This is a genomic window from Halosimplex carlsbadense 2-9-1, from assembly GCF_000337455.1.
Classification (GTDB): Archaea; Halobacteriota; Halobacteria; order Halobacteriales; family Haloarculaceae; genus Halosimplex; species Halosimplex carlsbadense.
Genome location: NZ_AOIU01000047.1, coordinates 1 through 24,184, shown reverse-complemented (window position 1 = coordinate 24,184; position 24,184 = coordinate 1). Strand labels below are relative to the sequence as shown.

Genomic DNA, 24,184 nt, shown 5'->3' with positions numbered 1-24,184 from the left:
AGGCTCGGGTCGGAAGGGTGGGCAAGCATGGAGGAGCCTCGACCGAGTCGGCGTGGGCGGCCACTGGGAGGGGGCGTCGCGGCGGCCGCCGCGGTTGCGGTGCTGTCGGAACGGGTCGCCGCCCACTCGGGGTCGCTGGGCGGGTCGGTCGCTTCGGCGACGGTGCCGTCGTGGCTAACGGTCCTCACCGGCGGTATCGTCGTCGGCGGATCGTTCCTGTTCACGACTCTCCTCACTGACCACGACGCGATGCGCGGGGTAAACTGGTGGCGCCTCGCCCTCCCGGCGCCGGCCCGACTCCGCCGGGCGGTCGTCCCGTTCGCCCGCGCGTGCTCGGTGGGCGTCCTCCTGGTCGTGCTGGCGACCGGGTTCGTCGGCCCGCGCGAAGGAGTGCGGAACTTCGCGCTTCTCCTGGTGTGGGTCGGCTGGTGGGCGGGTTACACGGCGACAACGTATCTCGTCGGGAACACCTGGCCGGCGCTGAACCCCTGGCGCGCGCCGCTTTCGGCGCTCCGGTGGATCCGCGACCGTCGGCGCGCCGGCGGCGACGGCGACGCCGAAGGCGAGGCCGACTCGCTCGTCGGCGGCGTCTCCGTTCCGGCGCCGTGGGGTGTCTGGCCCGCTGTCGTCGGACTGCTCGGGCTCGTCTGGCTGGAAGTGGTCAGCCCGGTCGGTGAGAACCCGCGCCTGCTCGCCGGCGTCGTGCTGGCGTACTCCCTGGCGACCGTCGCCGGGTCGCTGCTCGCGGGGCCGGTGTGGTTCGACCGGGTCGACCCGATCAGCCGCGTCTTCGCCGCGTACGGACGGCTTGCACCGATCCAGTGCGGCGTCGACGGCTCGCTCTCCCTCCGACTCCCGGGGACGGCGCTGACGGAGGACTCTCTGCCCGACCGTCCCGGGGAGGTCGCCTTCCTCGTCGCGTTGCTGTGGGTGACGACGTACGACGGCCTCGTCGCGACGCCGACCTGGGCGGCCGCCGTCGAACCCGTCGTCGACGCCGGCGTCCCCGCACTGGTCGTCTACGCGGCCGTCCTCCTGGCCGGGTTCGCTCTCTTTCTCGGCGTCTACCGGCTGGCCGCCCGACGGGTGCGGGAGACTGCCGACACCTACGTCACCGCGCGGGCCATCGAGCGTTGGTTCGCGCCCGCCCTGTTGCCCATCGCCGCCGGCTACCACCTCGCGCACTTCCTCGGCTACTTCCTCGGGCTCGCGCCCGCGCTCGCGGCCGTCGCGACGAGTCCGTTCGCACCGCCCGCGTCGCCGCTCGCGCTCGTCCTCCCGGGATGGTACGGCTCGGTGAAACTGCTCTTCGTCCTCGCTGGGCACGTGCTGGCCATCTGGGTCGCTCACTCGCTGGCCTTCGAGCTGTTCCCGGGCGTGCTCGCGGCGATCCGGAGCCAGTACCCCTCCGTGGTGGTGATGGTCTTTTACACGATGACCTCCCTATGGGTGATCACGCAGCCGTACGCGCCGCCGCCGTACGTGTGATACCATGCCCAGCGAGCCCACCACCCCATCGCGCGTCGACCGCGCGCCCCCCGTTCGTCCGAGCCGCGATACTGCGGTGCCGGCCGACGAGGCGCCCGCGGCGACCTGCCCCTACTGCGACTGTCCGTTCCGCAGCGAACACGCCCGGGACCTCCACGTCGGCGAGCGCCACGACCCGACGCCGGCCGAGCGGGAACGCTACGAGGCCGCCCTGGAGACCGAACGCGACGACCTGTGGCTGTTCCACGCCAAGGCCGTCGTCGCGCTGGGCGTCACCTACGCCGCGACCGTGATCCTCTACATGGTCGTCCTCGGGAGTTTCTTCTGACGAGCCCGTCGCTCCGGGGACCGGACGACCGAGATGGCCCATCGCTCGTGAATCCGCCGGCAGCGAGCGGGTCGTCGGCCTCGACTGCGAGCGGCGCAAGCGCTTCTCTCCCGTCCTGGCGGACCCCGCCGGGGTTCACACGTCGTCGAGTCGCTCGCGCAGCTCGGCGGTGTCGACGGCGGCCCAGCTCTCGAGGTCGTAACAGACCTCGACAAGCGCGTCGGCGCGGTCCCCGTCGCCCGCCTTGGCCGCGTCGACGGCCTGGGTGTCGAGGCGGTCCCGAGCGGCCGCCGCGGCGGTCTCGCGGTCGACCGACCGCGCCTCGACGTCCATGATGTGCGGGAGGTCCTCGGCGTGGTCGGGCAGCGTCGAGAACGCCGTCGGCCCGGCGACGAGCAGCGTCGTCCCCTCGCGCTCGACGGGCACGAGGTGATAGCTCTCGACGGCCGCCTCGACGGCCGCGGTGACGGCGTCGAGGTCGGGCTCCTCGCCGCGCTTGTACGCCAGCTCCTCGAGCGCGCGGTGGAGTTCCTCCCGGGTCAACCCCCCGAAGAGGTCGACCACGCCCGCGAGTTCGTCGGCGACGAGACTCATACCCGGGCCCACGACGCCGGCCCATTTCAGCGTTCGCCTCCGCTCCGCCCGACGGCGTTGGAACTGAGGTGTGAGTGTAACCTACTGAGCATCCGCGCGAGCGGAGCGAGCGCGGTTCACCGACTGCGAGGCGAAGCCGAGCAGTCGGCTTTTTCACCCATGTTTTCGGCGGATGGGTTCCCGCAGCGAGCCGGAGGCTCGCGAGGAAACCCATCCGCGAAAAAGATGGTCCCTAAAGCCCTTCGAGCGAGCGCAGGCGCTGTTCGACCTCCGCGGGGGCGGCGCTGGGCCCGTCGCGGACGCGGTGATCCGGGATGAGCAGCGGCGCGGGGTTGTCCGCCAGCGCCGACCGGGCGGTGCGTACGTCTTCCTCGTCGTCGGGATCGCCCTCCGGTGTCATCTGGACGAGCGTTGCGACGCTCACCTGCTCGCCGTAGGGGATCTCCCTGACGGTCTCCAGCACCCCGCGGCGGTCGGTCGGCACCGTCAGCGCGACGGTCACGTCGGCGAAGTCGTCCTCGCCACCGGCGAGGTACTCCTCGATCCGGTCGAGCAGTGCGTGGTCGGCCACGGCGTCGTCGTCGGGCGCGTTCGGGAACGACAGCGACAGCACTCGTCCCTGCGCTTCCCCGAACTGGACGTACCGGTCGAGATACGACGACTCCCGCGCGTAGATCCCAGCCTCTTCGTTCATGTCACCGTCTCCGTCCGGTCGGAACTTGAAGATTTGTTCCGCGCGGCGGGCGGCTCCGTTCAGTGGACGCTCGGCATCCACCGGTGGAGACCGTTCGAACGCTACCGATAGGGCGCCCACAGTCTCGAACGACGTAATTTGGTGCAAAGAGTTATTAAACAGTACATAAAGCACATAAGGTACAGAATGGAAGTGCCAGTCTCATCGGACCTTGTAACGGCAAAAGGGATGCTCGATATCAGAATCGAGGAGACTGCGTCGGTGGATTTCGATCTCAGCGACGAGGAAGACCAGTACGTCGATGTCGGCCAGATCACCGGGCGGATCGTGGTCGACTACCAGATCAACCGGTCCGGGTTGATCGACCGCCTCGACAGGGTCGCGCAACCGAGTGTATCCGACCGTCTCAATATGTTTCTGGAGGACTGGTCGCTCGACGGCGCCGTCCCGGGGCGGGTCGAGTTGAACTACGGGACGTTGCTGCTCGAAGGGACGAACCCGATGGATATCGACAACACGTACGACCTCGGTGACACGTTCTCGCAGGACCGGCTCCGTTCGCTCTCGCCGGAGGACCTGCGGCGGCAGCTCCGGACGGAGACCGACTACGAGACGACCTACGACGCCATCGAGGACGAGATCGACCGCCAGCTCGAACGCGAAGGGATCAGAGAGTCCGTCGATATCCCCTCGCCGATCCGCCTGCAGGCGCGGTCGAACCCGCGGGTCGAGGGGACGGACTTCACGATCACGGTCGAGAACACGCAGCCCCACCGGATCGTCCAGGCGACGATCAACATCGAGATGCCCGCGAAGGTGGGCCGGGAGGTCGACGTGGGCCACACGGACGGCGCCGCGGACACGTCGATGGTAGACGGCCGATACGACCCCGAGCGGGGGGTGTACGCGATCGATGTCCAGGGGATTCCGCGGTCGACCAACGGCGGCGAAGTGGAGATCCCGTTCCACGTGGGCAAGGCCGCACCACGGAGTCTGGAGCGACTCGACGGAGAAGCGGAATTCGTCCGTGAGACGCCGTTCTCTGACCTGAATCCGGTCGCAGTGTTCGACGCCGGCGGGAACCCGCTCGGCGACGAGAGCGTCGCGGACGTTTCCTCTCGGGGAAAGATCACGGCCTCGTTCCGAACGCCAGTCTCGGAGATAACCATCGACCAGCAGGGAGACATCACGAAGAAGATCCAGGTACAGGGAGTCCCACCCGGCGAGCGAACGATTCGCAAGATCGAAGAGCGGATTCAGGAACGCGGCGTCTCCGGATACGAACAGGACGATATCACCGAGTCGCGGAACATGCGCGAGGGGACGGAGCTGACGCGGTTCCAGACGGCGTTCAGGGGCGGGATCGTCCGTCACCAGGGCGCCGAGATACGGGTCACGGTGAAAGTCGACGGCGAACGGCGGACCGCACAGCGCGAGTCCAGCCGGGAGGCCGACGAGAACTTGCCGGCCGAACGCAAGAGCGTCACGACCGAGACGGGCCACACCGGCGTGACGATAACCGGCGACGGCATCGAGACCGACAAGGTCGACGAGTACGTCTCGGAACTGCGTGACGACCTGAAGATGACGCTCGGTTCGCTCTCGGAGGACTTCTAACATGGAACTCGAAAACATCCCGGACACGTTCGAATATCCGGCCGGCCAGGAGTGTCAGGTCAACGCTGGCGCCTGTCAGTTCGAGGTCGACTACCTCTGTCACGAGTGCGGTCGACAGCTGTGTGAGAACTGCGGTATCGGCATCACCCACCAGCCGCAACTGTTCAAATACGCCGGCGTCGGCGCTGGAGATGGCGACCGAATACAGGCTCACTGCCCGGACTGTGCGTCCGGCCACGGCTGGAACTCGACCGTTCTCGCCGCCGCCGGCATCGCCGTCGCGCTCGGAGTGATGCTCCTTTGGCTCGTCGGTGGCTCGTCGATACCGGTCGCGGTCATCGGCCTCGCCCTCCTGGGCGCGGGGAGCTATCTCGGCTACAACGAGTACGGACTGAAAAAGGAACGCCCGCTCGGAGACGGCTCGTAGCCGACGGCGGTCGGAGGTGACTTCTTTCCCTGGCGGCGTCAGCACATCGACATGGCGACGTAGGCGACGTCCTTGTCGCTGTCGTACGTGACACCGACCCCGGCGCGTTCCGCGTTGCGGTACGCGAGTTTTGCGCTGTGCCACTCGCTGTTGGCCCAGGCGTCGACGATCCCGTCGGCGAGACGGGATTCGTCACTGCCGGTCACCTCGACGCGCTGGACGGTCATCAGGTCACCGTCGTCGGCCCGGATCACGTACTCGCCGTCGCCTTTGAACGCGCAAGCCTGGTAGAGGTCGTGCGCGCGGTACAACCCGACGATGTTGTACTCGGTGGGGATGCTCCAGGCTCGGCCGTCCGCGCGGAGCTGTCGGGTGTGGTTTCTGGCCATCGACCGGATCGTTTCGACGGTCGATCCGCTGGTCTGGACGGCTTCGATCCCCCGAGTACGACGATGGTCGTTGATCTCGGATTCGACTGCCGCTTCGAGGGCGGACTCGTTGAGCGGTATCGGACCGTCGGTCGGTGTCGACGGTTCGGGCGTCGGTGTCGACGGTCCGGGCGTCGGCGTCGGTCGTGGGGTGGCCGTCGGTGTGCTTGCCGGTTCGATGACGTCCGTGGGCGTGGCGGTGTCCGTCACCGCCGCGGCTGCCGGGGCGGGCGTCGGCGTGTTCGGGGCGTCGACGGCCGCCTGCTCGGCGGGTTCCTGCCCGAGCGAATCCAGCAGCGTCGGGGCCGCCAGCGCACCGACGACCACCACGAGAACGGCGACGGCGACCACACCGAGCGCCACCGACCGTCCGGTCCCCGTCGAACCGCCCGAGTCGTCCGGCTGTCGATCGGTGGCGTCCGTCTGCACGGCTGGACGGTCTGTCGTATCGTTCGGATCGTCTCGATCCGGATCATCCGCCGTCGCTTTCAGATCCGTCTGTGTCGACCCCTCGGGATCGGCGGAGTCGGTCGGTACTCCTTCACCGAGGGCGGCCCCACACTCGTGACACTCGTCCGCAGACGACCAGACCTGCGAACCGCACTTCGGACACTCCATCTCTCAGTCACATAGCTGTGTTTGTGTTTAATAGTACTCCTGTATTTCGTCACGGCCGACCGTCCGCGAAAAAATCGCACCACCCCCCGGGAGTTGCTCTCCTCCCGGAGACGAGCCGCGGATCCCGTACTACGTTCCCGGCAGGTCGGCGTCGGCGTCGACGGTCCGGTCGGGTTCCGGTGGGAGCTCCCAGTCGGTCGTCAACTCGAGCAGTTGGACGAGCATGTTGGCGGTGGCGCCCCAGACGGTGAACCCGCCGACGTGGAAGAAGTGCAGCCGGATCTCGCCGTAGTGGGGGTGGTCGCGGCGCTCGCTCTCGTAGTTGTCCGTGTCGATCAGGCCGGCGACAGGGAGGACGGCCACTTCGGCGACCTCCCCGTCGCCGGGCAGGTACTCGCGGTCGGTGACGCGGGCGACGAACGGGCGAACGAGGTAGTCGGTGATCGTCCGGATGTCGTCGAGCCGGCCGACGACCTCGGCCTCCTCGGGCCGGAGGCCGACCTCCTCGCCGGTTTCCCGCAACGCGGTCGCGAGCAGGTCCGCGTCCTCGGGCTCGCGGCCGCCCCCGGGGAAGCTCATCTGGCCGGGGTGGTCACTGAGATGGTCAGCGCGCTTGGTGAACAGGACGTGGTCCGCACCGTCGCGGGTGACGACCGGCGCCAGGACCGCCGCCTCGCGCTCCTCGCCGGTGAGGCGGTCGCTGCCCTCGGCCCGCGACCCCTCGGCCGGCAGGCCGACCGGATCGCGCTCTCGCACCCGCGACAGGTCCATAGGCGGAGCAACGGGGCGGGTGGTCTTAACTGGCGGGTTACCCTCGAAGGCACGACGGTCGGGTCGCCGTGTCGTGCGGACGGCTCGGAAGCCGGACCGACGAGGAGCGCGTCGTCCCGCCAGGGCGCCGCGGTGCCGGTCGAGCGCGCGACCGTGACGCAAACCTTATGTACAACTCTGTCCGTTAGTGAACATCAATGAGTACTGGTGACGATATCGCACCGAAGGTGCGGTCGATACTCGACGCGGCCCGCGAGCGCGCGGCGGCGCGGGAGGGCGCGAGCGACGAGCGGATCGACGCGGACGCTCAGTCGCTGACGGAGGCGTTCGAACGGGCCGAGGCAGACGGGCGCGTGCCGGTGATCGCGGAGGTCAAGCCGACGAGTCCGACGACCGACGGCGAGCGGACGGACGACCCGGTCGAGCTGGCCGAGTCGATGGTCGCGGGCGGCGCGGCGGCGCTGTCGGTGTTGACCGAACCCGAACACTTCGGCGGGTCGACCGACGCGCTCGAACGGATCCGGGCGGCGGTCGACGTGCCGGTCCTCCGCAAGGACTTCGTCGTCCGCGAGGCCCAACTCGACGCCGTCGAAGCGGACGTACTCTTGCTGATCGTCCGCTTTCTCGACGAGGAGGGAACCGACGACCTGGCGGACCTGCTGACGGCGGCGCGCGAGCGGGGCTTTCAGGTGCTCGTCGAGGCCCACACCGCTTCGGAGGTTGAGCGGGCGCTGGGGGCGGGCGCGGAGATCGTCGGGGTGAACAACCGCGACCTGGCGAAACTGGAGGTCGACCTGGAGACGTTCGAGACGGTAGCCACTGAGGTGCCGGAAAACGTCACCCTCATTGCGGAGAGCGGCATAGCGACGACGAACGACGCACTGGCGATGCGCGAGGCGGGCGCCGACGCCCTCCTGGTGGGGTCGGCGATCGTGGACGCGGCGGGTGGCAGCGACGTAGAAGCGAACACCCGACGGCTCGTGACGGCGGAGTCGGACGCGACAGCCGAGACGGCGGCGGACGCGGACACTGACGCGGAGGCGGACACCCAATCATGAGCACAGACGACGCGAAGTTCGGCGAGTACGGTGGACAGTTCGTGCCGGAGTCGCTGATGCCGGCCATCGAAGAGCTTACCGACGCCTACGAGCGATACGTCCTCGACAACGAGGACGGCTTCATGGACGAGTTCCGGCAGCGACTCGCCGACTTCGGCGGGCGGCCGCTGCCGCTCCAGCACGCCGAGTCGCTCTCGGACCGGTACGACACCGAGGTGTATCTCAAACGCGAGGACCTGCTCCACGGCGGCGCGCACAAGCTCAACAACGCCCTCGGACAGGTGCTGCTCGCGAAGTACATGGGCAAAGAGCGGATCGTCGCGGAGACGGGCGCCGGCCAGCACGGGACGGCGACGGCGATGGCCGCCGCTCATCTGGACATGCCCTGTGAGGTCTACATGGGCGAGACCGACATCCGCCGCCAGCGGCCCAACGTCTTCCGGATGAAGATCAACGGCGCCGAGATCACCCCCGTCACGACGGGCCGGGGGACGCTCAAGGAAGCCATCTCCGAGACGATGCGCGACTGGGCGACCACCGTCGAGACGACCCACTACGTCATCGGGTCGGTCGTCGGTCCCGCGCCGTTCCCGCGGATGGTCCGGGACTTCCAGTCGGTCATCTCCGAGGAGGCCCGCGAGCAGGTCCGGGAGAAGGCGGGGCGCCTCCCCGATTCGGTGCTGGCCTGTGCGGGCGGCGGGTCGAACACGATGGGCACGTTCCATCACTTCGTCGACGACGAGGACGTGGGCCTCTACGCCGTCGAGGCCGGCGGCTCGTCGCTCGACGTGGACGAGGAGGAAGGCGTCGCGCCCAACTCGGCGTCGCTGTCGACCGGCGAGCAGGGCGTCCTCCACGGCGCGCGCACGAAGCTCCTGCAGGATTCGCACGGACAGATCATGGAATCGCACTCGGTCTCGGCCGGGCTGGACTACGCCGGCGTCGGGCCGGAACTGGCCCATCTCGTCGACGAGGAGCGGGTCGACGCGGTCAACGTCGGCGACGACAGCGCGCTCGAAGCGTTCCACCGGCTCTCTCAGGACGAGGGCGTCATCCCGGCGCTGGAGACCGCCCACGCCTTCGGCTACCTCGAAGAGCATCACGACGAACTCGGTGATCTCGTGATCGTCAACGTCTCCGGCCGCGGCGACAAGGACCTGGAGACCGTGCTGGAGGAGACCGAGAAGCGCGACCTGGACGTGGCGCCCGACATGTCGGTGCTTCGCGCGGCCGCGGGCGGCGGGGGTGACCTCTGATGGGGCTGGAGCGCGTCTTCGCCGACGAGCCGGCCTTCGTCCCCTACGTCGCCGCGGGCGACCCCACCTACGAGGAATCGCTGGAGTACGTCGAGGCCCTGGAGCGAGGGGGCGCAGACGTGATCGAACTCGGGCTGCCGTTCTCCGAGCCCATCGCCGAGGGGTCGACCATCCAGGAGGCGGTCGTCCGCTCGCTGGAGGGCGGGATGACCCCCGACCGGTACTTCGAGTTCGTCGAGGACCTGGACGTCGAGGTCCCGCTGGTCTGTATGACCTACTACAACCTGATCGCCCAGTACACCCACCCCGAGACGGGCGAGACGGGGCCGCGCGCGTTCGCACAGCGCGCCGACGAGGTGGGCATCGAGGGGTTCGTCGTCGTCGACCTGCCCGCGGAGGAGGCCGGGCCGCTCCGCGAGGCCTGCGACGAGTTCGACCAGGACCTGGTGTTCATCATCGCGCCGACCACCCGTGGCGAGCGCCTCGACCGGATGCAGGAGCACGTCTCGGGCTACGTCTACGTGCAGGCGCGACTGGGCGTGACGGGCGCCCGCGACGACGTGTCCGACCAGACCGAGGGGTCGCTGGCCCGGGTCGACGACTGGGACGTGCCCAAGGCCGTCGGGTTCGGTATCAAAACCGGCGAGCACGCCGAGCGCATCGTCTCGGCGGGCGCCGACGGGATCATCGTCGGCTCGGCGCTGGTCGACATCGTCGCTGACGGCGCGGACCCCGACGTGGACCAGCCGTTCGCCGAAACCGCCCAGCGGCTCGAAGCGAAGGCTCGCGAACTCAAGGAGGGCGCGCTCGCCGGCGCCGAGCGGGCCGCCGCCGAGCAGTCCGACTGAGCCGGCGCCCGCCCCCTTCTTTCACGGCGCCGGGCCGTCGTCAGGTCGCTCGCGAACCGGACAGCGCCGTCCCGGTCGCTCGCTCTCGCCGTTCCCGTCGTCGGAGAGCGCCGTACAGCGGGATCGCGGCCACGCCACTGAACCCGGTCGCGACGATGAAGAACGCGGCCCCGTCGCCGCGGACGGCGGTGAGGACGCCGCCCGCACCCGTCGTCGACCCGGTCGCCGCGCCGTCGACGCCGAGTCGGTCGAGCAGTGCGACCGCGAGCGGGCGGGCGTCCGGGCCGTACTGGTCGGCGACTGGTGCCGAGCCGTTGACGTGGCGTCCGAGCCAGGCGTCGTCGGGTTCGCCGGTGACCTCGGCGACCGTCTGTTCGAAGGCAGCGTAGGTGACGACGCCGTCGTGGCGATTGAGCCGGCGGAACACGTCTTCGAGCGAGCGCTGCCCGTAGGTCCGCTCGCGGATGCGCCGGTCGAGCACCGCGAGGGTTCGAGCGCCCTCCCGCTGGGGCACGTCGTCGCCGGCCCAGGTGGCCGAGTCGGTGAGCGTCACCGTCGAGGGGTCGCCGTCGAGATGGGCCTCGACGGCCGACCGGTCGATCAGTCCCTGTTCGTGAGCCAGTTGCGCGGCGTAGTACTCGGCGCTGGCCTCGCGGAACCATCGCATCTCCGGAGCGAGGCGGAACGACTGGCGAGTGTGGACGTACTCGTGGAGCCAGACGGCCTCGGCGGTGTCCAGTCGGGAGTCGGCGTTGACCCAGAACTCGTCCCGTGCCGGAACGGACTCGCCGCCCCAGCGGACGGAGGGTGGCGCCGCGAACGCCAGCGTCGCGTCGTCGCGGTCGCCCACGTCGAGGTCCCGCGCCGCCCGCGCGAGCGCGTCCGCGACGCGTTCGCCCTTCGCGTCGGCCATCGCGCCCGCGGGGACGACCAGGTCGACCCGACCTGCGGGCGTCGCCCGGGTGAGAGTCTCGGTGGCACCGACGAGCGCGTAGCGGCCGAACGCGCCGACCTCGGCGGAGACGTTCCCCGGCCGTTCGGCTAGCGGCCAGACCTGGTGGACCGACCCGTCGGCGACCCACTGGAGTTCGACGAACGGCGTTCGGGTGAACGTCCACGCCTCGGTCGTCGCCGTCTCGGCCGGGTCGCTCGCGTTCGGCCGGACGACGACCGACGCCGAGGCGGACCCCTCGCCCGTCCAGCGCAGTCGCGTCAGGTCCGACCCGGTCACCCGCTCGAACCCGGCCGTCTCGACGACGCGGGCCGACCCGCGGACGACCAGCCACGCCCGGTCGGCCCCCGCGGGCCGCGAGAAGCGGAGGTCGTATCGGATACCCTCGTCGGCGCGCGTCACCGACACCGCCTCCGTCGGAACCGCGTCCGCGGCGCGCTCGTCGCCGCTCGACCGGTCGACCGCGACCCCGTCGCCCGCCGACGGCGTCGGACCGACCGCTGCGCTCGCCGGAATCACCATCGATATCGAGATGATGACGACGAGCGCAGAGACGGCTGACAAACGTCTCATCGGGCCGAGATACGGTGTCTGTGTGTAAATTTGTATCTCGCCGCGTATCGAAGATGATAATAAACTACGTCTGCGGGAACGGGAGTTTACCGCGGGGCGGTCTGGGGACGCGGCGGCCGTGGGGACCGTGCGGTCGGTGCAGTACGGGCCGCAACCGGAAGGCAAATAACCGTACTTGACACACCCTCACACAACATGACCGCAGGGAAAGACGCGCGCCTCGCCCGCATCGGGACGGGGGGGCGACACCTGATCGTCCCGATGGACCACGGGATCACACTGGGGGCCGTCAAAGGCCTCGTCGACATCGAATCGACGGTCGACGCCGTCACGCGCGGCGGCGCCGACGCCGTGCTCACCCAGCGCGGCGTCGCCGACCGCGTCCACCCCAACACCAACGGCGCCGGCTACATCGCTCACCTCAACGGCTCGACGAGTATCGGACCCGACGAGAGCGACAAGCGGATGACCGGCTCCGTCGAGGACGCCATCCGCGCCGGCGCCGACGCCGTCTCCTTCCACATCAACGTCGGCAGCGAGCACGAACCCGACCAGATCACGCAGCTCTCGGAGGTCACCAGTGAGGCCGAGCGCTACGGCCTGCCGACGCTCGCGATGGCCTACGCCCGCGGCCACGACGTGCGCGACGACGACCCCGAGCTGTTCGCCGAAGACCTGGGCCACGCCGTCCGGCTGGCCGAAGAGTTGGGCGCCGACGTAGTCAAGACCGCCTACAGCGGCTCCGCCGACACCTTCGGTCGCGTCGTCGAGTCCACGTCGCTGCCGGTCGTCATCGCCGGAGGTTCGAAGGGCACCGACCACGAGACGCTCTCGATGGTGCGCGGCGCCGTCGACGCCGGCGCAGACGGCGTCTCGATGGGCCGGTCGATCTTCCAGCACGACGACCCCGAAGCGATCACCAGTGCCGTCGCCGCCGTCCTCCACGACGACGCGTCCGCCGAGGAAGCCATCGAGGTCGCGGGACTCCCCGTCGAAGCCTGAACGGTTCGACCACCGTCGGCCACTCCGTTCTCTGATGCGGATTACTGCAAGACAGCTCGGGATCGACTGCACGATTGCGCGCGGTCGACCCGGGAACGCTCGCAATAATCCGTATCAGACCCGTTCGACGACGACCAGCGCCGCCAGTGCGACGAGTCCGCCGGCGAGGAAGGCGAGCCCGGCGACGACCGGGTCGGCACCCGCTCCGGTCGGGTCCACGGGCGGCGCGCTCGCGTTGACCGTCGCGTTGCCGGCCGCCGGCGCCGTTCCCCCGCGACCGCCGACGGCGAGCGCGACCGCGACGGCGCCGGCCGCCAGCAGTCCCACGACGCCGACCAGCCGCGCCAGCAGCCGCCGCAGCGACGACTCCGGTTCCTCGCCGGCGAACAGCACCAGCGCCTCGTCGGCGGGCGCGTAGACGGTCATCTCCGACCCGCTCTCGGAGTACCAGGTGTCGACGCCCTCGACGAGGTCGGCCGCAACGAGTTTCGTCAGGTGGTACTGGACGTTCTGGACGCTGGTGTCGAGTGCCTCGGCGAGGTCGGAGGCGGGACGGGGCTGCTCGTGGAGTTCGAGCAACAGCGAGCGAGCGGTCTCCGAGCCCAGCGCGTCGAACACCTCCTCGGCGTCGGCCTCGCCCAGGTCGACCAGTTTCGGCTCGCGGTCGCTCGCGTCGGGCTCCGACCGGATCGGGAAGATGCTCACGGCCCCGTCGCCTCCTCGGTCACGATGTCCGCCGGGATGGCCGCCGCCCTCTTGAACTTGCGGGGCACGTAAATCGGCGTTGTAGCTCGCGATACTCTGAGGTGGTCCCCGGCGCTCTCCCGGGGTATGAACGGTCGCGATCGCTCGACAGCCCCCGTCGCACTCCTGGCGCCACTCGCGCTGTTCGCGGTGGCTGCAGTCTCCGGTTGTCTCGGCGTCGCCTCGGGCCCCGAGCGCGGGCCGGCCGACCCGCGGACCGTTGCGAGTCCGTCGGCCTGTTCCGGCGACGAAACGACGCCCGGGGTCGGCCCCGCGGGTGCGCTCCCCGCCAGCGCGGGCGGGTTCGAACTGACCGCCAACCGGTCGGTCGTCGAGCGCGGCGAGCCGATCGCCTTCGAGCTGACCAACGTCGCGGACGACCGGCAAACCACGGGGACCCGCCACCGCTACGCGCTCCAGCGGCGCGTCGGTGGGGGCTGGCGGACGGTGACGCTGTTCCCGAGCGGTCGATCCGGATTCAACGCGACGGCGCTCCGCCACGACCCAGGCGAGGGCATAGAATGGTTGTTCCGTGCGAGCGCCGCCGGTTTCTCGACCGGGAAGTTCGTCGTCTGCGAGCGGCTGCCCGCGGGCGACTACCGCTTCGTCTACGACGGCCCGTCGTCGCTCTTGGTGCGGTTCGAACTGGTCGACGGGGACGCTCGTCCATCCGCCGCCTCGACCGCCTCGTCGACCCAGGCCGGCCGCTCGACGGCCAGCCGGTCGGCCGTCTCGACCGCGTAGGTCCGCTCGACCGTCATCGTCGTCTCGGCCTCCGGGTCGGACAGCCGGTAGGTCAACCGGGCCTCGCGGACAACCCCGTCGCGGTCGACCAGGTAGACCCCCGACGCGTTCTCGACGGTCGACGCCCGGCTCCAGGACGGCCCGGCGAACGCGGCGAGTTCGTACCGCCCGAGACGGCGACCGTCGCGTTCGACCGTCGAAGCGCGCTCGTAGCGCCCGAGTTCGAGGAGTTCTTCGAGGCTCGTCGTCGCCATCTCACCGTGAAGCTCGCGATGGGACTGTTCTGCCGCCTCACGGGTGTATTCGGGCTCGTGACCGGAGTGGACGGTCCGCCTGTTGACGGTCCCGTCCGCGACGAAGGTGTTCGTTCGCGTCACACCCGGCTCCAACGTACCGTTCACCGTGAGTCGACCCGCGATGCGGTCCTGGGCCGCGCTACTACGGGCGACGACACGCCGAACGGCCGACCGCGTCCCGTTCGGGCCCGTTACTCGCCGCCGCTCGGAGCGCGTCACCTCGTAGTCGCGGTCCGCGAGGGCGGTGCTGTGGGCGGCCACCACTCGCCGGACCCGACTCGCGTTCGCCGTCTCCACGGTCGAGGGTCCGGACCCCGTCGCGGCCGTCGTCGGACGGACCGCCGTCGCAGTCGCGATGTCGCCCGGCGATGACGGGACCGCGGTTCCCCCCACCGACCGGGTTTCGACCGGTTCGGCGGGTCCGGACGGCGTCGACCCCGTCAGCGGGGCGCAGCCGGCCAGCGCGACCAGGGCGACGAGCGCGAGTGCAGCCGGCAGCCTTCCTGTCATCCCGTAGTTGTGTGTCGACGATAGGTATGGGTCTTCTCATCGCGGGCACCGTCGCGGTTCAGAGGATGTCGACGAGTTCGTTCATCCCGTCGAGGCGGTGGGTGGGCGCGGGATCGGGGTCTTCCGGGTGGTCACGGCCCGGGACGCCCGTCGGTACCCACACCGACCGCATCCCCGCGGCGTGGGCGCCCACCACGTCGCCGTCGTGGCGGTCGCCGACGTACGCCGTCCGCTCTGGCGCCGTCCCGAGCGCGTCGAGGGCCCGTTCGAACGGCTCGGGATGGGGTTTGGACTCGATGCCGGTGCCCGGCCCGCAGCAGACGGCCGTCTCGAAGCAGTCGGCGACGCCGAGGCGCTCGACCTTCGGCAGCTGTGAGTCCTCGGAACCGTTCGTGAGCAGGGCGAGATCGTACCGGTCGCGGGCGTACGCGAGCGCGTCCGCGGCGCCCTCGCGGAACGCCACCGCGGCCGGGTCCATCACTTCGACGGTCGCCTCGGCCAGCGCCGGCGCGTGGTCGGGGTCGGCGCCGACCTCCCTCGCGACGGCGCGGTACATGTTCTCGTAGTGAGCGCGCTCGGAGCCGGCCTCGGGCAGCGCCGACCAGTCGATGGCGTGCAGGTCCGCCGGCTCGAAGAACGCCGGGATGCCCGTCCGCTCGAAGATCGCCCGGTGGATCGCTTCGTCGTCCTGTGTCGAGACGCAGAGCGTGCTGTCGAGGTCGAACACCACCGCGTCGAGTTCGGTCATCCCGTTGGAGTTCGAAGCGTCACTGCCTGACGCTTTTCGTTCGCGCGAAACTTCCGGTCGCTAGCTCCCGTGGAACTCCTCCAAGATCTCGAAGTCGCGGGCGGTCTTGGTGAACTCCGAAAGGGGCCGCCGCGCCTCGCAGTCCTCGCAGCCGAACGTCTCGGCCGGCTCGTGGAGGTCGGCGGGGTTGGCTTCCCACTGTTCGTCGCATTCGGGACACTGGAGCTGGATCCAGGCCTCCTGCATACTCGACCGTGGGAACGCCTCCCGAAAGAGCCTTGTGGCGATTCTCGCAGGCCGAGCCCGGCCGTGGTCTCTCGGCCGGCACCCCGTGCTCGCCGCTACCGGCCGCTCCGTCCCCGGCTGGGGGTCCCCGCGCACCGTCGGTCGTTGGAGAAGTAGACGACCGTTCCCGGCGAGTACTCGACGAGCAGGCCGAAACAGCGGCCGGCCTCGTAGGTATGCGACGCCGCGGCGTCGCCGACCGTCGTCCGGACGGTCAGCGGGCCGCGAGCGTCCGGTAGCCCCTCGGTCACGACGGGGATCGGTTCGTCCTCGGCCGGGGAAACCGTCCGCGTCTCGGCGTACACTTCCTCGCCGTCCGCCTCGATCGTGACCTCGAACGTCCGGGCCGCGTCGCCCTCATTGACGAACTGGATCTCGTCGAGGCGGGTGCGCTCCGGCCGCCCGAAGCAGCCGCCGACCAGCGTCGCCGACGCGACGCTCAGGCAGAAAAATCGGCGAGACGACACCATGTGCCGCGTCGAATGCCCGTCGCTATAGGCGTTCCGAACCCGCCGCTCGGTGGGCTCGCGTCGCCGTGTCGTCCATGGAAAATAGTTATGTTTCTGCCCCTGCTACATGATACCGTATGACTCGATTTCCGCGAGCGAGCCGAAACGCTCGTATCGAGTGCGAGTGCGGCGCAGCGGTCGTCAAGCGGGGGGACGACTACGTCTGTGTCGAGTGCGGGGAGCGCTCGGCCGACGAAGCCACGAGCGAGGGAGGTGCGAACACCGTCGGCTGAGAGGGGTCGTCGAGATCGACGTGACGCCCGCGGCCGGGCCGGTCACGGCGTCACCGACGGAAGCGCAACGACTTTTAGAGCCGCTGACCAGTTCGTCCGCATGGACGTGGGCGAGTCGATCCTCCTCCGGATCCGCGCGGCCGGTCGCCTCACCGTCGGCGCGGCGATCGCCGGTCTCGGAACGGTCTTCGCCTGGACGAGCGTCTCCGGCGGAGGCGACACCGTTCTCGCCGCGGTCGGGACGTGGATCGCCGCTCTGTTCGTCGGGTTCGTGGTCGGGCTGCAGGGAGTCGTCGTGCTGGTCGAAGGCGTGATCGATTCCGCCGAGTGACGGACGCGCGTGACTCGTCCGAACCCACGCCCCCGTTTCGGGTCGGCGTCCGACGACCCGTCGTATCGAACGGATCCGTAGTCGAGCGCCGTCGATCCGGACGGCCATTCACTCCGGGCGGCGACAACTGACAGCAACCACAAGACATATCCCTTCCGTCGGTCGATTCGGCGACACGTCGGTGGACAGCGGGTAGGGGTACTCGCGAATTCTGTCCACCGGACCGCGATCCGGCCAGCGACGACTGTCGCTCGGGGACTGGACCGCACTGACCGATAGCGCCGCTTCCGCCACGTTCAAATCGGACGGGGGCGAGCGTGGATACATGACACGGCAAGTGTGGCTGAAGGCCGACGACGAGGTCGGCGACTGGGAGGCGCGCAAGCGCCGGATCACGGCGGGGCTGGAGGCGGGGGTCGACTGGGTCCTCGTCGACGAGTCCGACGTGGCCCGCGTTCGCGACCTGGGCGCCGTCAATATCGCGGCGTTCACCAACGGCGACGTCCACGTGATGGACGCCGAGGCCGACGAGGACGAGGAGCCGGACGCGGCCGTCGTCGGCAAGGACGGCGAGGGGGACGGCTCGATGGACATCCCCGGCGACCTGTCGGGGTCGGCGGACCTCTCCGTGCTCCGCCAGGACGGCAAGGCCAGCGCCGGCTACGTCCGCATCTTCGACGAGCGCTACGAGGAGTTCGCCGAGGCGGTCGCCACGGCGGCCGACTACACTATCGTCGTCGGCGAGGACTGGCAGATCATCCCCCTCGAAAATCTCATCGCGCGCATCGGCGACGAGACGAACCTCGTCGCGGGCGTCACCACGGCCAAGGAGGCCCGCACCGCCTACGAGACCCTTGAGATCGGCGCCGACTCGGTCCTGCTCGACACCGACAACGTCGACGAGATCCGCGAGACAGTCGAGGTTCGCGACGAGATGAGCCGCGAACAGCTCGATCTCACCACGGCGGAGATCACCGAGATCGAGCAGACCGGCTCGGCCGACCGGGTCTGCATCGACACGGGCAACCTCATGGAACACGACGAGGGGATGCTCGTCGGCTCGATGAGCCGCGGCCTCTTTTTCGTCCACGCCGAGACCGCGGAGTCGCCGTACGTCGCCTCGCGACCCTTCCGCGTCAACGCCGGTGCCGTCCACGCCTACGTTCGCACGCCCGACGGGGGCACGAAGTACCTCTCGGAGCTGCGCAGCGGCGACGAGGTGCAGGTCGTCGACACCGACGGGCGCACCCGCGAGGCCATCGTCGGCCGGGTGAAGATCGAGAAGCGGCCGATGTTCCGGATCAGCGCCGAGGTCGAGACCGACGACGGCGTCGACCGCATCGAGACGCTGCTGCAGAACGCCGAGACGATCAAGGTCGCCACCGCCGACGGCCGCAAGGCCGTCACGGATCTGGAGGAGGGCGACGAGGTGCGCGTCTTCTACGGCGACAAGGCCCGCCACTTCGGCGAGGCCATCGAGGAGAGCATCATCGAGAAGTGACGCGGCCGGTGTCAGCGGTCGCAAGCGTGCGGCCGCGGCGTCGACCGCACCCCGACCACATATGAGAGTCAGCCACTACTTCGAGGGCGAGGGCGTCGTCACCGGGGGGTTCGCCCAGTCGGTCAACAACCAGCGCGCGGTCCTCGACGACCACGGCATCGACTACACCACCGAGCCGACGCTGGACTGTGACCTGTTGCATCTCAACAACGCCGGCCCGCGGTCGATCTACTACGCCAAGCGCGCCCGGCGCCGGCGGATCCCGGTCCTCTTTCACACCCACAACACGGCCGCGGACTTCCGGGACAGCTTCGTCTTCTCGAACGCGCTCGCACGGCCGCTGAAGCCGTTCCTCGCCTACGCCTACGGCCAGGCCGACCATCTGGTCTGCCCGTCCGAACACAACCAGGAGGTGATCGCCGACTACACGGACACGCCCTCGACGGTCATCTCGAACGGGTTCGACGGCGACCGGTTCGCCGGCTGGGACGACCCCGAGTTGCGTGCGGAGTATCTCGACCGCTACGATCTGGAGCCGCCGGTCGTGTTCATGTTCGGCCACGTCATCAAGCGCAAGGGCCTGGACACGTTCGTCGAGGTCGCCCGCCGGCTCCCGGAGTACGACTTCGCCTGGTTCGGCTACCTCAACCCGACCGGCGGCCGCCTCGACAGGTTCCTCCAGCCCCGCGAGACCCGCGAACTCGTCGAGAACTCGCCGGACAACTGCACCTTCACCGGCTACATCGAGGACCCGCGCGGGGCGCCTGCGGCGGGCGACGTGTTCTTCTGGCCCTCGCGCAACGAGAACGAGGGGATGGCGCTGCTGGAGGCGATGCACTGCGGCAAGCCGCCGGTCGTCCGGGCGATTCCGACCTACGAGTGGCTGGCCGACGGCGAGGACTGCCGCAAGGTCGAGACGACCGACGAGTTCGTCGAGGCCATCACCGAACTCTGCGAGGACGAGGCCGAACGCGGGCGGATCGGTGCCAACGCCGCGGCGACGACCGACCGATTCACGCTGGAGGGAGTCGGTGAGCAACTGGTCGGGCTCTACGACGAACTGGTCAGCGGCCCGACCAACGAGCGGACGCCGACGGGGTGACCGCCCGCTCGCTGGCGTTCGGTCGACCGACCATCGCGCTCAGGCGTTCGCCCCGGAGTCGTCGGCCGTCTCTTCCGCTTCGTCGGACTCGGGGTTCAGGCGCTCGGTACACCAGTGACAGAACTCGAGGTCCGAGTCCACGTCGCGGCCGCAGTTGGGACAGGTCGTGCCCTCCTCGACCTCGGTCTCGGTGTTCTGGCGCTTGGCCATCCAGTAGGCGTCGATCATGCTGAAGACGGTGATCGCGGCGAGCGCCAGCGCCGCTTCCGGGGTGACGTTCTCGGCGGCCGCGACCAGCTCCGACCAGCCGAACGTCTCCGGAACGGCGTCGGCGGGCATCAGCAGGGTGAAGCTCGTCACGTTGAGGAAAAACCAGACGAGCGCGCGGAGCCACTCGCGCAGGTAGACGTGCCCGAGACCGGGGTAGAGGAAGGCGAGCACGACTGCCAGCAACGGTCGCGTTCGGTTCCGTGTACTCACTGTTCGTTGTGCGAATTCCGTCGTCACACGGTTTCAAGTTTCCGACTTCCCGGAATTCGTCGCCCCGGACGGGTCACACATCGCCCAGCCGCTCGACCAGTCCCGCCAGCGTCGCCAGGTCGTACTGCCCGGGTGCGGTCGCGTCGGCGGGGTCGACGGGCGCGTAGCCGATCCGCGAGCCGTACAGCGGCGCGACCGCCCGGGAGTGGCGGCCGGCCTCGCCCATCGCCATCGTCGCGACGGTCTCGCCGGCGGTGGTCGCCGCCCACGTCGCGCCGAGCAGGTCCAGCACGTCGCCGGCGCCCTCGGCGGTCACCGCCAGTTTCGCCACGTCGCCCAGGCGACTCGCTTCCGACAGCGTCTCCGCCATCGCGTCGCGGTGGGGCGTCCCCTCGAAGTCGTGCGTCGAGACGATCACCGCCGTCCCGTGCTCGCGAGCGTGGTCGACGACGCCCGCGGCGTCGCCGCGCTCCAGCGCCGCCAGCTCCACGTCGATAGCCCCGACGGCGTCGTGTTCGGCGGCGACTTCGAGCGCGTCGAGGCGCGCCGCGTCGTCGGCTGCCTCGCCGCCCTCCCAGGTCGCCCGATTGGTCGCGATCAGCGGCAGCTCGCCGTCGTAGGTCGCCAGCGCGTCCAGCGGCTCGGTCGCGAGGTCGAGCCGGAACTCGACCGCGTCGGCGTCGTCGCGCGCGGCGGGCTCGTCAGAGAGATCCGCGGTCGCGGCCGCGAGGACGAACGACGAAAAATCGGTCTCCATGTCGCTCCCTACCGTGACCGGCGAAAAAAAGCGACCGGATCGGATGTCGCGGGGCCGCCGGGGTCCCGGCCCCCGCCGGCCGCGGTCCCGTTAGCGCTGGAGGTCGTCGATGAGGCTCTGGATCTCGTTGATCTGGGCGGTCTGTTGCTGGTTGGCGGCGGCGATGCGCTCGATCTCGCCGGCGACCTCTTCGGCGCTCTCGGCGGTCGAATCGACCATCGAGGCGACTTCCTCGGTGGAGGCGGCCTGCTCGTCGGTGGCGCTGGCGACCTCCTGGGCGCCCTGGGCGGCCTCCTCGACGGCGGCGTCGATATCCCGGAGCACGTCGACGGTGTCGTCGACCTGCTCGATGCCCTCCTCGACCTGCTCGTTCGCGTGTTCGATGCTCTCGACGGTGCTCTCGGTGTCGCTCTTGATGTTGCCGACGAGCTGTTCGATCTCCGTGGCGTTCTGCTGGGACTCCTCGGCGAGGCTCTTGACCTCGTCGGCGACGACGGCGAAGCCCTCGCCCGCCTCGCCGGCGCGGGCGGCCTCGATAGAAGCGTTGAGCGCCAGCATGTTCGTCTGGTCGGCGATGTCGTTGATCACCTCGACGATCTCGTCGATCTCGTCGATGCGGTCCCGAAGCTGGCGGACGTCCTCCGAGACCTCGGAGTTGGCCTCGTCGACCGACTCCATGGCGTCGATGGCCTCGTCGGCCATCTCGCGGCCGTCGTCGGCCAGGTCGCGGGCCTCGGTGCTGACCTGTCGGACCTGGCTCGCGCTGGAGGCGACCTCCTCGACGGTCGCGCTGAGGTTCGACACTTCGCCGGCGACCTCCCGCATGTTCTCGGACTGTTCGTTGGCGAGGTCACTGATCTGCTGGGAGCTCTGGGAGACGCTCTCGGAGGCCCGCAACAGCTCGTCGATCGCCGTCCCAAGCTCGTCGACGGTCATGTCCCCTGCCTCGGAGTGTACGTCGAGTGCTTCGGTGCCGAGGTCACCGGAATCGGAAGCCATACGCCGATCGGTGTGAGCGACCGAATTAAACGTACTCCCGCTGTTATCAGCCCTGATTTTCGATTGCGGCGAGACCGCCCGCGGATGCCGCTGTCGGACGAGTTCGGGCGGTGCGGTCGCGGGTGAGTCGCGGGCGGACGGAAGCGAGAGCGGTCGGCCGGTCAGACCGCGGGGAGGCCCTGCTCGGCCTCCAGCAGTTCGTGGTAGCGGTTCCGAATGGTGACCTCGGAGATGTCGGCGACCTCGCTCACGGCGGCCTGGGTGGTCTTCTCGTTGGTCAGCAGGGCGGCGGCGTAGACGGCCGCGGCGGCCAGCCCGACGGGGGACTTCCCGGAGTGGACGCCCTGTTCCTTGGCGTTCTGGAGGAGCTTGCGCGCACGGTGTTCGGCCTCGTCCGAGAGTTCGAGCGAGGAGGCGAAGCGGGGCACGTAGCTCTCGGGGTCGGCCGGCGCGACTTCCAGGCCGAGCTCGCGGATGACGTAGCGGTAGGTGCGGGCGATTTCGGACTTCTCGACGCGGGAGACCTCGTTGATCTCGTCGAGGCTGCGCGGGACGCCCGCCTGGCGGGCGGCGGCGTAGACGGCGGCGGTCGAGACGCCCTCGATGGAGCGGCCCGGCAGGAGGTTCTCGTCGAGCGCGCGGCGGTAGATCACCGATGCGGTCTCGCGGACGTTCTCGGGCAGGCCCAGGGCGGAGGCCATACGGTCGATCTCGCCGAGCGCCTGCTTGAGGTTGCGCTCCTTGGAGTCGCGCGTCCTGAATCGCTCGTTCCACTTCCGGAGGCGCTGCATCTTCTGGCGCTGGTTCGACGACAGGGAGTTACCGTAGGCGTCCTTGTCGCGCCAGTCGATGTTGGTCGAGAGACCCTTGTCGTGCATCATGTTCGTCGTCGGCGCACCGACGCGCGATTTCTCGTCTTTCTCGCTCGCGTCGAAGGCGCGCCACTCCGGCCCGCGGTCGATCTCGTCGGTCTCGACGACGAGGCCGCAGTCCTCACAGACCGTCTCCCCGCGTTCGTCGTCGACCACGAGGTGGCCGGAACACTCCGGGCAGGCCTCGTCGGTCCGCTCCTCGGTTGATTCGTCTTCCTGTACGTCTGTTCGCTGGGTTCTGAGTCGAGAGTCGCTCATTGCTGGGGGCGTGTCGATCCGGGTAGAACGCGACGGAGAATCCCGGACTCGCTCGGTGGTGGCACGATCATACGGAGATACTATTATAAATCTTTCGCTGGCGAGTGAGGCCGTCCTCCGAAACGGCCGAAAGACGGGATTTCGGACGGTGTGTGAACGTGTTCCACACGTTACTATCCTGCATTTATATACCTGTATTCGGTGCGGAACGAAAGGGGCAAGCGGGGGGTCGGTCTGGATCGGGACATGGCACGCGTCGTGGTCGGGAGCGAGAATCCGGTGAAGGTCGGGGCGACGGAGCGGGTCGTGGCGGATCTGTTCGAGGACAGGGCCGAGGTAGTGGCCGTCGCCGTCGATCCGGGCGTCCCCGAACAGCCCAGGGGACGCGCGGAGACGGTGGCCGGGGCGGAGAACCGGGCGGCCCGCGCGCTCGGCGCCGACCCCGAGGCCGCCTACGGCGTCGGGATCGAGGGCGGGGTCGCGGACCTGGCCGACCGACCTGGACTGTACCTGATCATGTGGGCGGCCGTCACCGACGGCGACGCCCTCGAACGCGGCGGCGGCCCCGCGCTGCGACTCCCCGACGACATCGCCGAGCGCGTCCGGTCGGGCGAGGAGCTCGGGCCGGTGCTGGACGACCGCCTGGACACCGAGGGCCTCAGGGAACGAGCGGGCGCCGCCGGCGTGCTCACGGGCGGCGCAATCGACCGGGAGTCAGCGCTCGCCCACGCAGTCGCGGGGGCGTTCGGGCCGTTCGCGACCGACCTGTACTAGTCCTCGGTCGCGGCGGCGGCCTCGACCTCGCCGGCCTCGCGGCTCTCCTCGACTGCGGTGGTCAGCGAGACGTTGAGCCAGGCCATCGAGGCGAGCCCGCCGAGGATGGTGACGGCGTTCTTGACGACGTGGTCGACGATGGAGATGGCGAACGCGACCGGCGCCGCGACGTTCGTGAGCCCGAAGACGATGAGGGTGAACGCCCCTTCGTAGAGGCCGATCCCGCCGGGCGACAGCGGCAGGACCTTCGCGAGGTTGCCGACGCTGACCGCGAAGAAGGCCGTCGCGACCAGCGCGGGCGTCAGCGCGATGTCGGGGAACGCGGCGAAGACGACCAGCGCCGTCGCCACGTCGACGACCCAGATGACGAGGCTGCCGACGCCCACC

Annotated in this window: 28 protein-coding genes; 13 read left to right on the top strand and 15 right to left on the bottom strand. The window is 69.5% G+C overall.

Annotated elements, in window-relative coordinates:
* The first annotated feature begins 27 nt into the window (after nucleotides 1-27).
* Both C475_RS20325 and C475_RS20320 read left to right on the top strand, forming a co-directional pair.
* Entirely contained in the window at nucleotides 28-1,488 is a 1,461-nt protein-coding gene (locus C475_RS20325) for a hypothetical protein (RefSeq protein ID WP_049931083.1), read from the top strand.
* 4 nt (nucleotides 1,489-1,492) lie between these two features.
* Entirely contained in the window at nucleotides 1,493-1,816 is a 324-nt protein-coding gene (locus C475_RS20320; RefSeq protein WP_049931081.1) for a DUF7410 domain-containing protein, read from the top strand.
* A 135-nt stretch (nucleotides 1,817-1,951) separates the two neighbouring features.
* Here the strand turns inward: C475_RS20320 and C475_RS20315 are convergent, their stop codons facing one another.
* Complete coding sequence (locus C475_RS20315) at nucleotides 1,952-2,410, bottom strand: DUF7109 family protein (RefSeq protein ID WP_006885785.1); 459 nt, start codon at nucleotides 2,408-2,410, stop codon at nucleotides 1,952-1,954.
* A gap of 232 nt (nucleotides 2,411-2,642) precedes the next feature.
* Complete coding sequence (locus C475_RS20310) at nucleotides 2,643-3,104, bottom strand: MGMT family protein (protein ID WP_049931079.1); 462 nt, start codon at nucleotides 3,102-3,104, stop codon at nucleotides 2,643-2,645.
* Between the two features lie 186 nt (nucleotides 3,105-3,290).
* Here C475_RS20310 and C475_RS20305 point away from each other — a divergent pair, with 186 nt between their 5' ends.
* Together C475_RS20305 and C475_RS20300 are read left to right on the top strand one after the other, a co-directional pair.
* A complete protein-coding gene (locus tag C475_RS20305) occupies nucleotides 3,291-4,721 on the top strand; it encodes a hypothetical protein (RefSeq protein ID WP_204366202.1) in 1,431 nt (476 codons plus the stop codon).
* 1 nt (nucleotide 4,722) lies between these two features.
* On the top strand, nucleotides 4,723-5,148 hold the full coding sequence (locus tag C475_RS20300) for a hypothetical protein (RefSeq protein WP_006885782.1): 426 nt from the start codon (nucleotides 4,723-4,725) through the stop codon (nucleotides 5,146-5,148).
* A gap of 38 nt (nucleotides 5,149-5,186) precedes the next feature.
* On the opposite strand, the gene C475_RS23540 is transcribed toward C475_RS20300, so the two are convergent.
* A complete protein-coding gene (locus tag C475_RS23540; RefSeq protein ID WP_152436556.1) occupies nucleotides 5,187-6,005 on the bottom strand; it encodes a CAP domain-containing protein in 819 nt (272 codons plus the stop codon).
* A 318-nt stretch (nucleotides 6,006-6,323) separates the two neighbouring features.
* A complete protein-coding gene (locus tag C475_RS20290; RefSeq protein ID WP_006885780.1) occupies nucleotides 6,324-6,965 on the bottom strand; it encodes an NUDIX hydrolase in 642 nt (213 codons plus the stop codon).
* Nucleotides 6,966-7,162: 197 nt separating this feature from the next.
* Between C475_RS20290 and trpC the strand changes: the two genes are divergently transcribed.
* From trpC to trpA, 3 genes are read left to right on the top strand one after another with little or no spacing between them, the layout of a single operon-like run.
* Nucleotides 7,163-8,023, top strand: a complete 861-nt coding sequence (gene trpC, locus C475_RS20285; RefSeq protein WP_049931077.1) for an indole-3-glycerol phosphate synthase — start codon at nucleotides 7,163-7,165, stop codon at nucleotides 8,021-8,023.
* Nucleotides 8,020-9,279 (top strand): tryptophan synthase subunit beta, encoded by a 1,260-nt coding sequence (trpB, locus tag C475_RS20280; RefSeq protein ID WP_006885778.1) that lies wholly within the window; start codon nucleotides 8,020-8,022, stop codon nucleotides 9,277-9,279. The genes trpC and trpB overlap by 4 nt, the downstream gene beginning before the upstream one ends.
* Complete coding sequence (gene trpA / locus C475_RS20275) at nucleotides 9,279-10,127, top strand: tryptophan synthase subunit alpha (protein WP_006885777.1); 849 nt, start codon at nucleotides 9,279-9,281, stop codon at nucleotides 10,125-10,127. Before trpB ends, trpA begins: the two co-directional genes overlap by 1 nt.
* A 40-nt stretch (nucleotides 10,128-10,167) precedes the next feature.
* Here the strand turns inward: trpA and C475_RS20270 are convergent, their stop codons facing one another.
* Nucleotides 10,168-11,652: a M61 metallopeptidase family protein gene (locus C475_RS20270; RefSeq protein ID WP_049931075.1), complete on the bottom strand. Its 1,485-nt coding sequence runs from the start codon at nucleotides 11,650-11,652 to the stop codon at nucleotides 10,168-10,170.
* A gap of 195 nt (nucleotides 11,653-11,847) precedes the next feature.
* Between C475_RS20270 and C475_RS20265 the strand changes: the two genes are divergently transcribed.
* Nucleotides 11,848-12,654: a 2-amino-3,7-dideoxy-D-threo-hept-6-ulosonate synthase gene (locus C475_RS20265; RefSeq protein WP_006885775.1), complete on the top strand. Its 807-nt coding sequence runs from the start codon at nucleotides 11,848-11,850 to the stop codon at nucleotides 12,652-12,654.
* A gap of 114 nt (nucleotides 12,655-12,768) precedes the next feature.
* Here C475_RS20265 and C475_RS20260 read toward each other — a convergent pair whose 3' ends face one another.
* The 5 genes from C475_RS20260 to C475_RS20240 all read right to left on the bottom strand — a co-directional run bounded on the left by C475_RS20260 (nucleotide 12,769) and on the right by C475_RS20240 (nucleotide 16,451).
* On the bottom strand, nucleotides 12,769-13,359 hold the full coding sequence (locus C475_RS20260) for an ArsR/SmtB family transcription factor (RefSeq protein ID WP_006885774.1): 591 nt from the start codon (nucleotides 13,357-13,359) through the stop codon (nucleotides 12,769-12,771).
* A 647-nt stretch (nucleotides 13,360-14,006) separates the two neighbouring features.
* On the bottom strand, nucleotides 14,007-14,948 hold the full coding sequence (locus C475_RS20255; RefSeq protein WP_049931073.1) for a DUF7537 family lipoprotein: 942 nt from the start codon (nucleotides 14,946-14,948) through the stop codon (nucleotides 14,007-14,009).
* Between the two features lie 58 nt (nucleotides 14,949-15,006).
* Nucleotides 15,007-15,696: an HAD family hydrolase gene (locus C475_RS20250; RefSeq protein ID WP_006885772.1), complete on the bottom strand. Its 690-nt coding sequence runs from the start codon at nucleotides 15,694-15,696 to the stop codon at nucleotides 15,007-15,009.
* Between the two features lie 60 nt (nucleotides 15,697-15,756).
* The gene (locus C475_RS20245; protein ID WP_006885771.1) at nucleotides 15,757-15,942 is read right to left on the bottom strand and encodes a DUF7836 family putative zinc-binding protein; all 186 of its coding nucleotides are present in this window, start codon (nucleotides 15,940-15,942) and stop codon (nucleotides 15,757-15,759) included.
* 95 nt (nucleotides 15,943-16,037) lie between these two features.
* Nucleotides 16,038-16,451, bottom strand: a complete 414-nt coding sequence (locus C475_RS20240; RefSeq protein ID WP_006885770.1) for a hypothetical protein — start codon at nucleotides 16,449-16,451, stop codon at nucleotides 16,038-16,040.
* A 116-nt stretch (nucleotides 16,452-16,567) separates the two neighbouring features.
* Between C475_RS20240 and C475_RS24545 the strand changes: the two genes are divergently transcribed.
* The 4 genes from C475_RS24545 to C475_RS20225 all read left to right on the top strand — a co-directional run bounded on the left by C475_RS24545 (nucleotide 16,568) and on the right by C475_RS20225 (nucleotide 19,657).
* Complete coding sequence (locus C475_RS24545) at nucleotides 16,568-16,723, top strand: hypothetical protein (RefSeq protein WP_193366330.1); 156 nt, start codon at nucleotides 16,568-16,570, stop codon at nucleotides 16,721-16,723.
* Between the two features lie 100 nt (nucleotides 16,724-16,823).
* On the top strand, nucleotides 16,824-17,054 hold the full coding sequence (locus C475_RS20235) for a hypothetical protein (protein ID WP_006885769.1): 231 nt from the start codon (nucleotides 16,824-16,826) through the stop codon (nucleotides 17,052-17,054).
* A 325-nt stretch (nucleotides 17,055-17,379) separates the two neighbouring features.
* The gene (locus tag C475_RS20230) at nucleotides 17,380-18,555 is read left to right on the top strand and encodes a 3-dehydroquinate synthase II (RefSeq protein WP_006885768.1); all 1,176 of its coding nucleotides are present in this window, start codon (nucleotides 17,380-17,382) and stop codon (nucleotides 18,553-18,555) included.
* Nucleotides 18,556-18,616: 61 nt separating this feature from the next.
* The gene (locus C475_RS20225) at nucleotides 18,617-19,657 is read left to right on the top strand and encodes a glycosyltransferase family 4 protein (RefSeq protein WP_006885767.1); all 1,041 of its coding nucleotides are present in this window, start codon (nucleotides 18,617-18,619) and stop codon (nucleotides 19,655-19,657) included.
* Between the two features lie 39 nt (nucleotides 19,658-19,696).
* On the opposite strand, the gene C475_RS20220 is transcribed toward C475_RS20225, so the two are convergent.
* The 4 genes from C475_RS20220 to C475_RS20205 all read right to left on the bottom strand — a co-directional run bounded on the left by C475_RS20220 (nucleotide 19,697) and on the right by C475_RS20205 (nucleotide 23,023).
* Nucleotides 19,697-20,137 (bottom strand): zinc ribbon domain-containing protein, encoded by a 441-nt coding sequence (locus tag C475_RS20220; protein ID WP_082223384.1) that lies wholly within the window; start codon nucleotides 20,135-20,137, stop codon nucleotides 19,697-19,699.
* A gap of 73 nt (nucleotides 20,138-20,210) precedes the next feature.
* Entirely contained in the window at nucleotides 20,211-20,894 is a 684-nt protein-coding gene (locus tag C475_RS20215; RefSeq protein ID WP_006885765.1) for a type I 3-dehydroquinate dehydratase, read from the bottom strand.
* A 90-nt stretch (nucleotides 20,895-20,984) separates the two neighbouring features.
* Entirely contained in the window at nucleotides 20,985-21,893 is a 909-nt protein-coding gene (locus tag C475_RS20210) for a methyl-accepting chemotaxis protein (protein WP_006885764.1), read from the bottom strand.
* A 161-nt stretch (nucleotides 21,894-22,054) separates the two neighbouring features.
* Nucleotides 22,055-23,023 carry a transcription initiation factor IIB gene (locus C475_RS20205; protein WP_006885763.1) on the bottom strand — a complete coding sequence of 323 codons (969 nt, stop codon included), beginning with the start codon at nucleotides 23,021-23,023 and terminating at the stop codon, nucleotides 22,055-22,057.
* A 246-nt stretch (nucleotides 23,024-23,269) separates the two neighbouring features.
* Between C475_RS20205 and yjjX the strand changes: the two genes are divergently transcribed.
* Nucleotides 23,270-23,797 (top strand): inosine/xanthosine triphosphatase, encoded by a 528-nt coding sequence (gene yjjX, locus C475_RS20200; RefSeq protein WP_006885762.1) that lies wholly within the window; start codon nucleotides 23,270-23,272, stop codon nucleotides 23,795-23,797.
* Here yjjX and C475_RS20195 read toward each other — a convergent pair.
* Nucleotides 23,794-24,184: lysylphosphatidylglycerol synthase domain-containing protein (locus C475_RS20195; protein ID WP_193366329.1), on the bottom strand; the 391-nt coding region annotated here is incomplete at its 5' end. The genes yjjX and C475_RS20195 overlap by 4 nt on opposite strands.

Coding starts and splice junctions, on each gene's coding strand:
- C475_RS20325 (WP_049931083.1), top strand. CDS start 28: ATGGAGGAGCCTCGACCGAGTCGGCGTGGGCGGCCACTGGGAGGGGGC.
- C475_RS20320 (WP_049931081.1), top strand. CDS start 1,493: ATGCCCAGCGAGCCCACCACCCCATCGCGCGTCGACCGCGCGCCCCCC.
- C475_RS20315 (WP_006885785.1), bottom strand. CDS start 2,410: ATGAGTCTCGTCGCCGACGAACTCGCGGGCGTGGTCGACCTCTTCGGG.
- C475_RS20310 (WP_049931079.1), bottom strand. CDS start 3,104: ATGAACGAAGAGGCTGGGATCTACGCGCGGGAGTCGTCGTATCTCGAC.
- C475_RS20305 (WP_204366202.1), top strand. CDS start 3,291: ATGGAAGTGCCAGTCTCATCGGACCTTGTAACGGCAAAAGGGATGCTC.
- C475_RS20300 (WP_006885782.1), top strand. CDS start 4,723: ATGGAACTCGAAAACATCCCGGACACGTTCGAATATCCGGCCGGCCAG.
- C475_RS20290 (WP_006885780.1), bottom strand. CDS start 6,965: ATGGACCTGTCGCGGGTGCGAGAGCGCGATCCGGTCGGCCTGCCGGCC.
- trpC (WP_049931077.1), top strand. CDS start 7,163: ATGAGTACTGGTGACGATATCGCACCGAAGGTGCGGTCGATACTCGAC.
- trpB (WP_006885778.1), top strand. CDS start 8,020: ATGAGCACAGACGACGCGAAGTTCGGCGAGTACGGTGGACAGTTCGTG.
- trpA (WP_006885777.1), top strand. CDS start 9,279: ATGGGGCTGGAGCGCGTCTTCGCCGACGAGCCGGCCTTCGTCCCCTAC.
- C475_RS20270 (WP_049931075.1), bottom strand. CDS start 11,652: ATGAGACGTTTGTCAGCCGTCTCTGCGCTCGTCGTCATCATCTCGATA.
- C475_RS20265 (WP_006885775.1), top strand. CDS start 11,848: ATGACCGCAGGGAAAGACGCGCGCCTCGCCCGCATCGGGACGGGGGGG.
- C475_RS20255 (WP_049931073.1), bottom strand. CDS start 14,948: ATGACAGGAAGGCTGCCGGCTGCACTCGCGCTCGTCGCCCTGGTCGCG.
- C475_RS20250 (WP_006885772.1), bottom strand. CDS start 15,696: ATGACCGAACTCGACGCGGTGGTGTTCGACCTCGACAGCACGCTCTGC.
- C475_RS20245 (WP_006885771.1), bottom strand. CDS start 15,942: ATGCAGGAGGCCTGGATCCAGCTCCAGTGTCCCGAATGCGACGAACAG.
- C475_RS20240 (WP_006885770.1), bottom strand. CDS start 16,451: ATGGTGTCGTCTCGCCGATTTTTCTGCCTGAGCGTCGCGTCGGCGACG.
- C475_RS24545 (WP_193366330.1), top strand. CDS start 16,568: ATGACTCGATTTCCGCGAGCGAGCCGAAACGCTCGTATCGAGTGCGAG.
- C475_RS20235 (WP_006885769.1), top strand. CDS start 16,824: ATGGACGTGGGCGAGTCGATCCTCCTCCGGATCCGCGCGGCCGGTCGC.
- C475_RS20230 (WP_006885768.1), top strand. CDS start 17,380: ATGACACGGCAAGTGTGGCTGAAGGCCGACGACGAGGTCGGCGACTGG.
- C475_RS20225 (WP_006885767.1), top strand. CDS start 18,617: ATGAGAGTCAGCCACTACTTCGAGGGCGAGGGCGTCGTCACCGGGGGG.
- C475_RS20215 (WP_006885765.1), bottom strand. CDS start 20,894: ATGGAGACCGATTTTTCGTCGTTCGTCCTCGCGGCCGCGACCGCGGAT.
- C475_RS20210 (WP_006885764.1), bottom strand. CDS start 21,893: ATGGCTTCCGATTCCGGTGACCTCGGCACCGAAGCACTCGACGTACAC.
- C475_RS20205 (WP_006885763.1), bottom strand. CDS start 23,023: ATGAGCGACTCTCGACTCAGAACCCAGCGAACAGACGTACAGGAAGAC.
- yjjX (WP_006885762.1), top strand. CDS start 23,270: ATGGCACGCGTCGTGGTCGGGAGCGAGAATCCGGTGAAGGTCGGGGCG.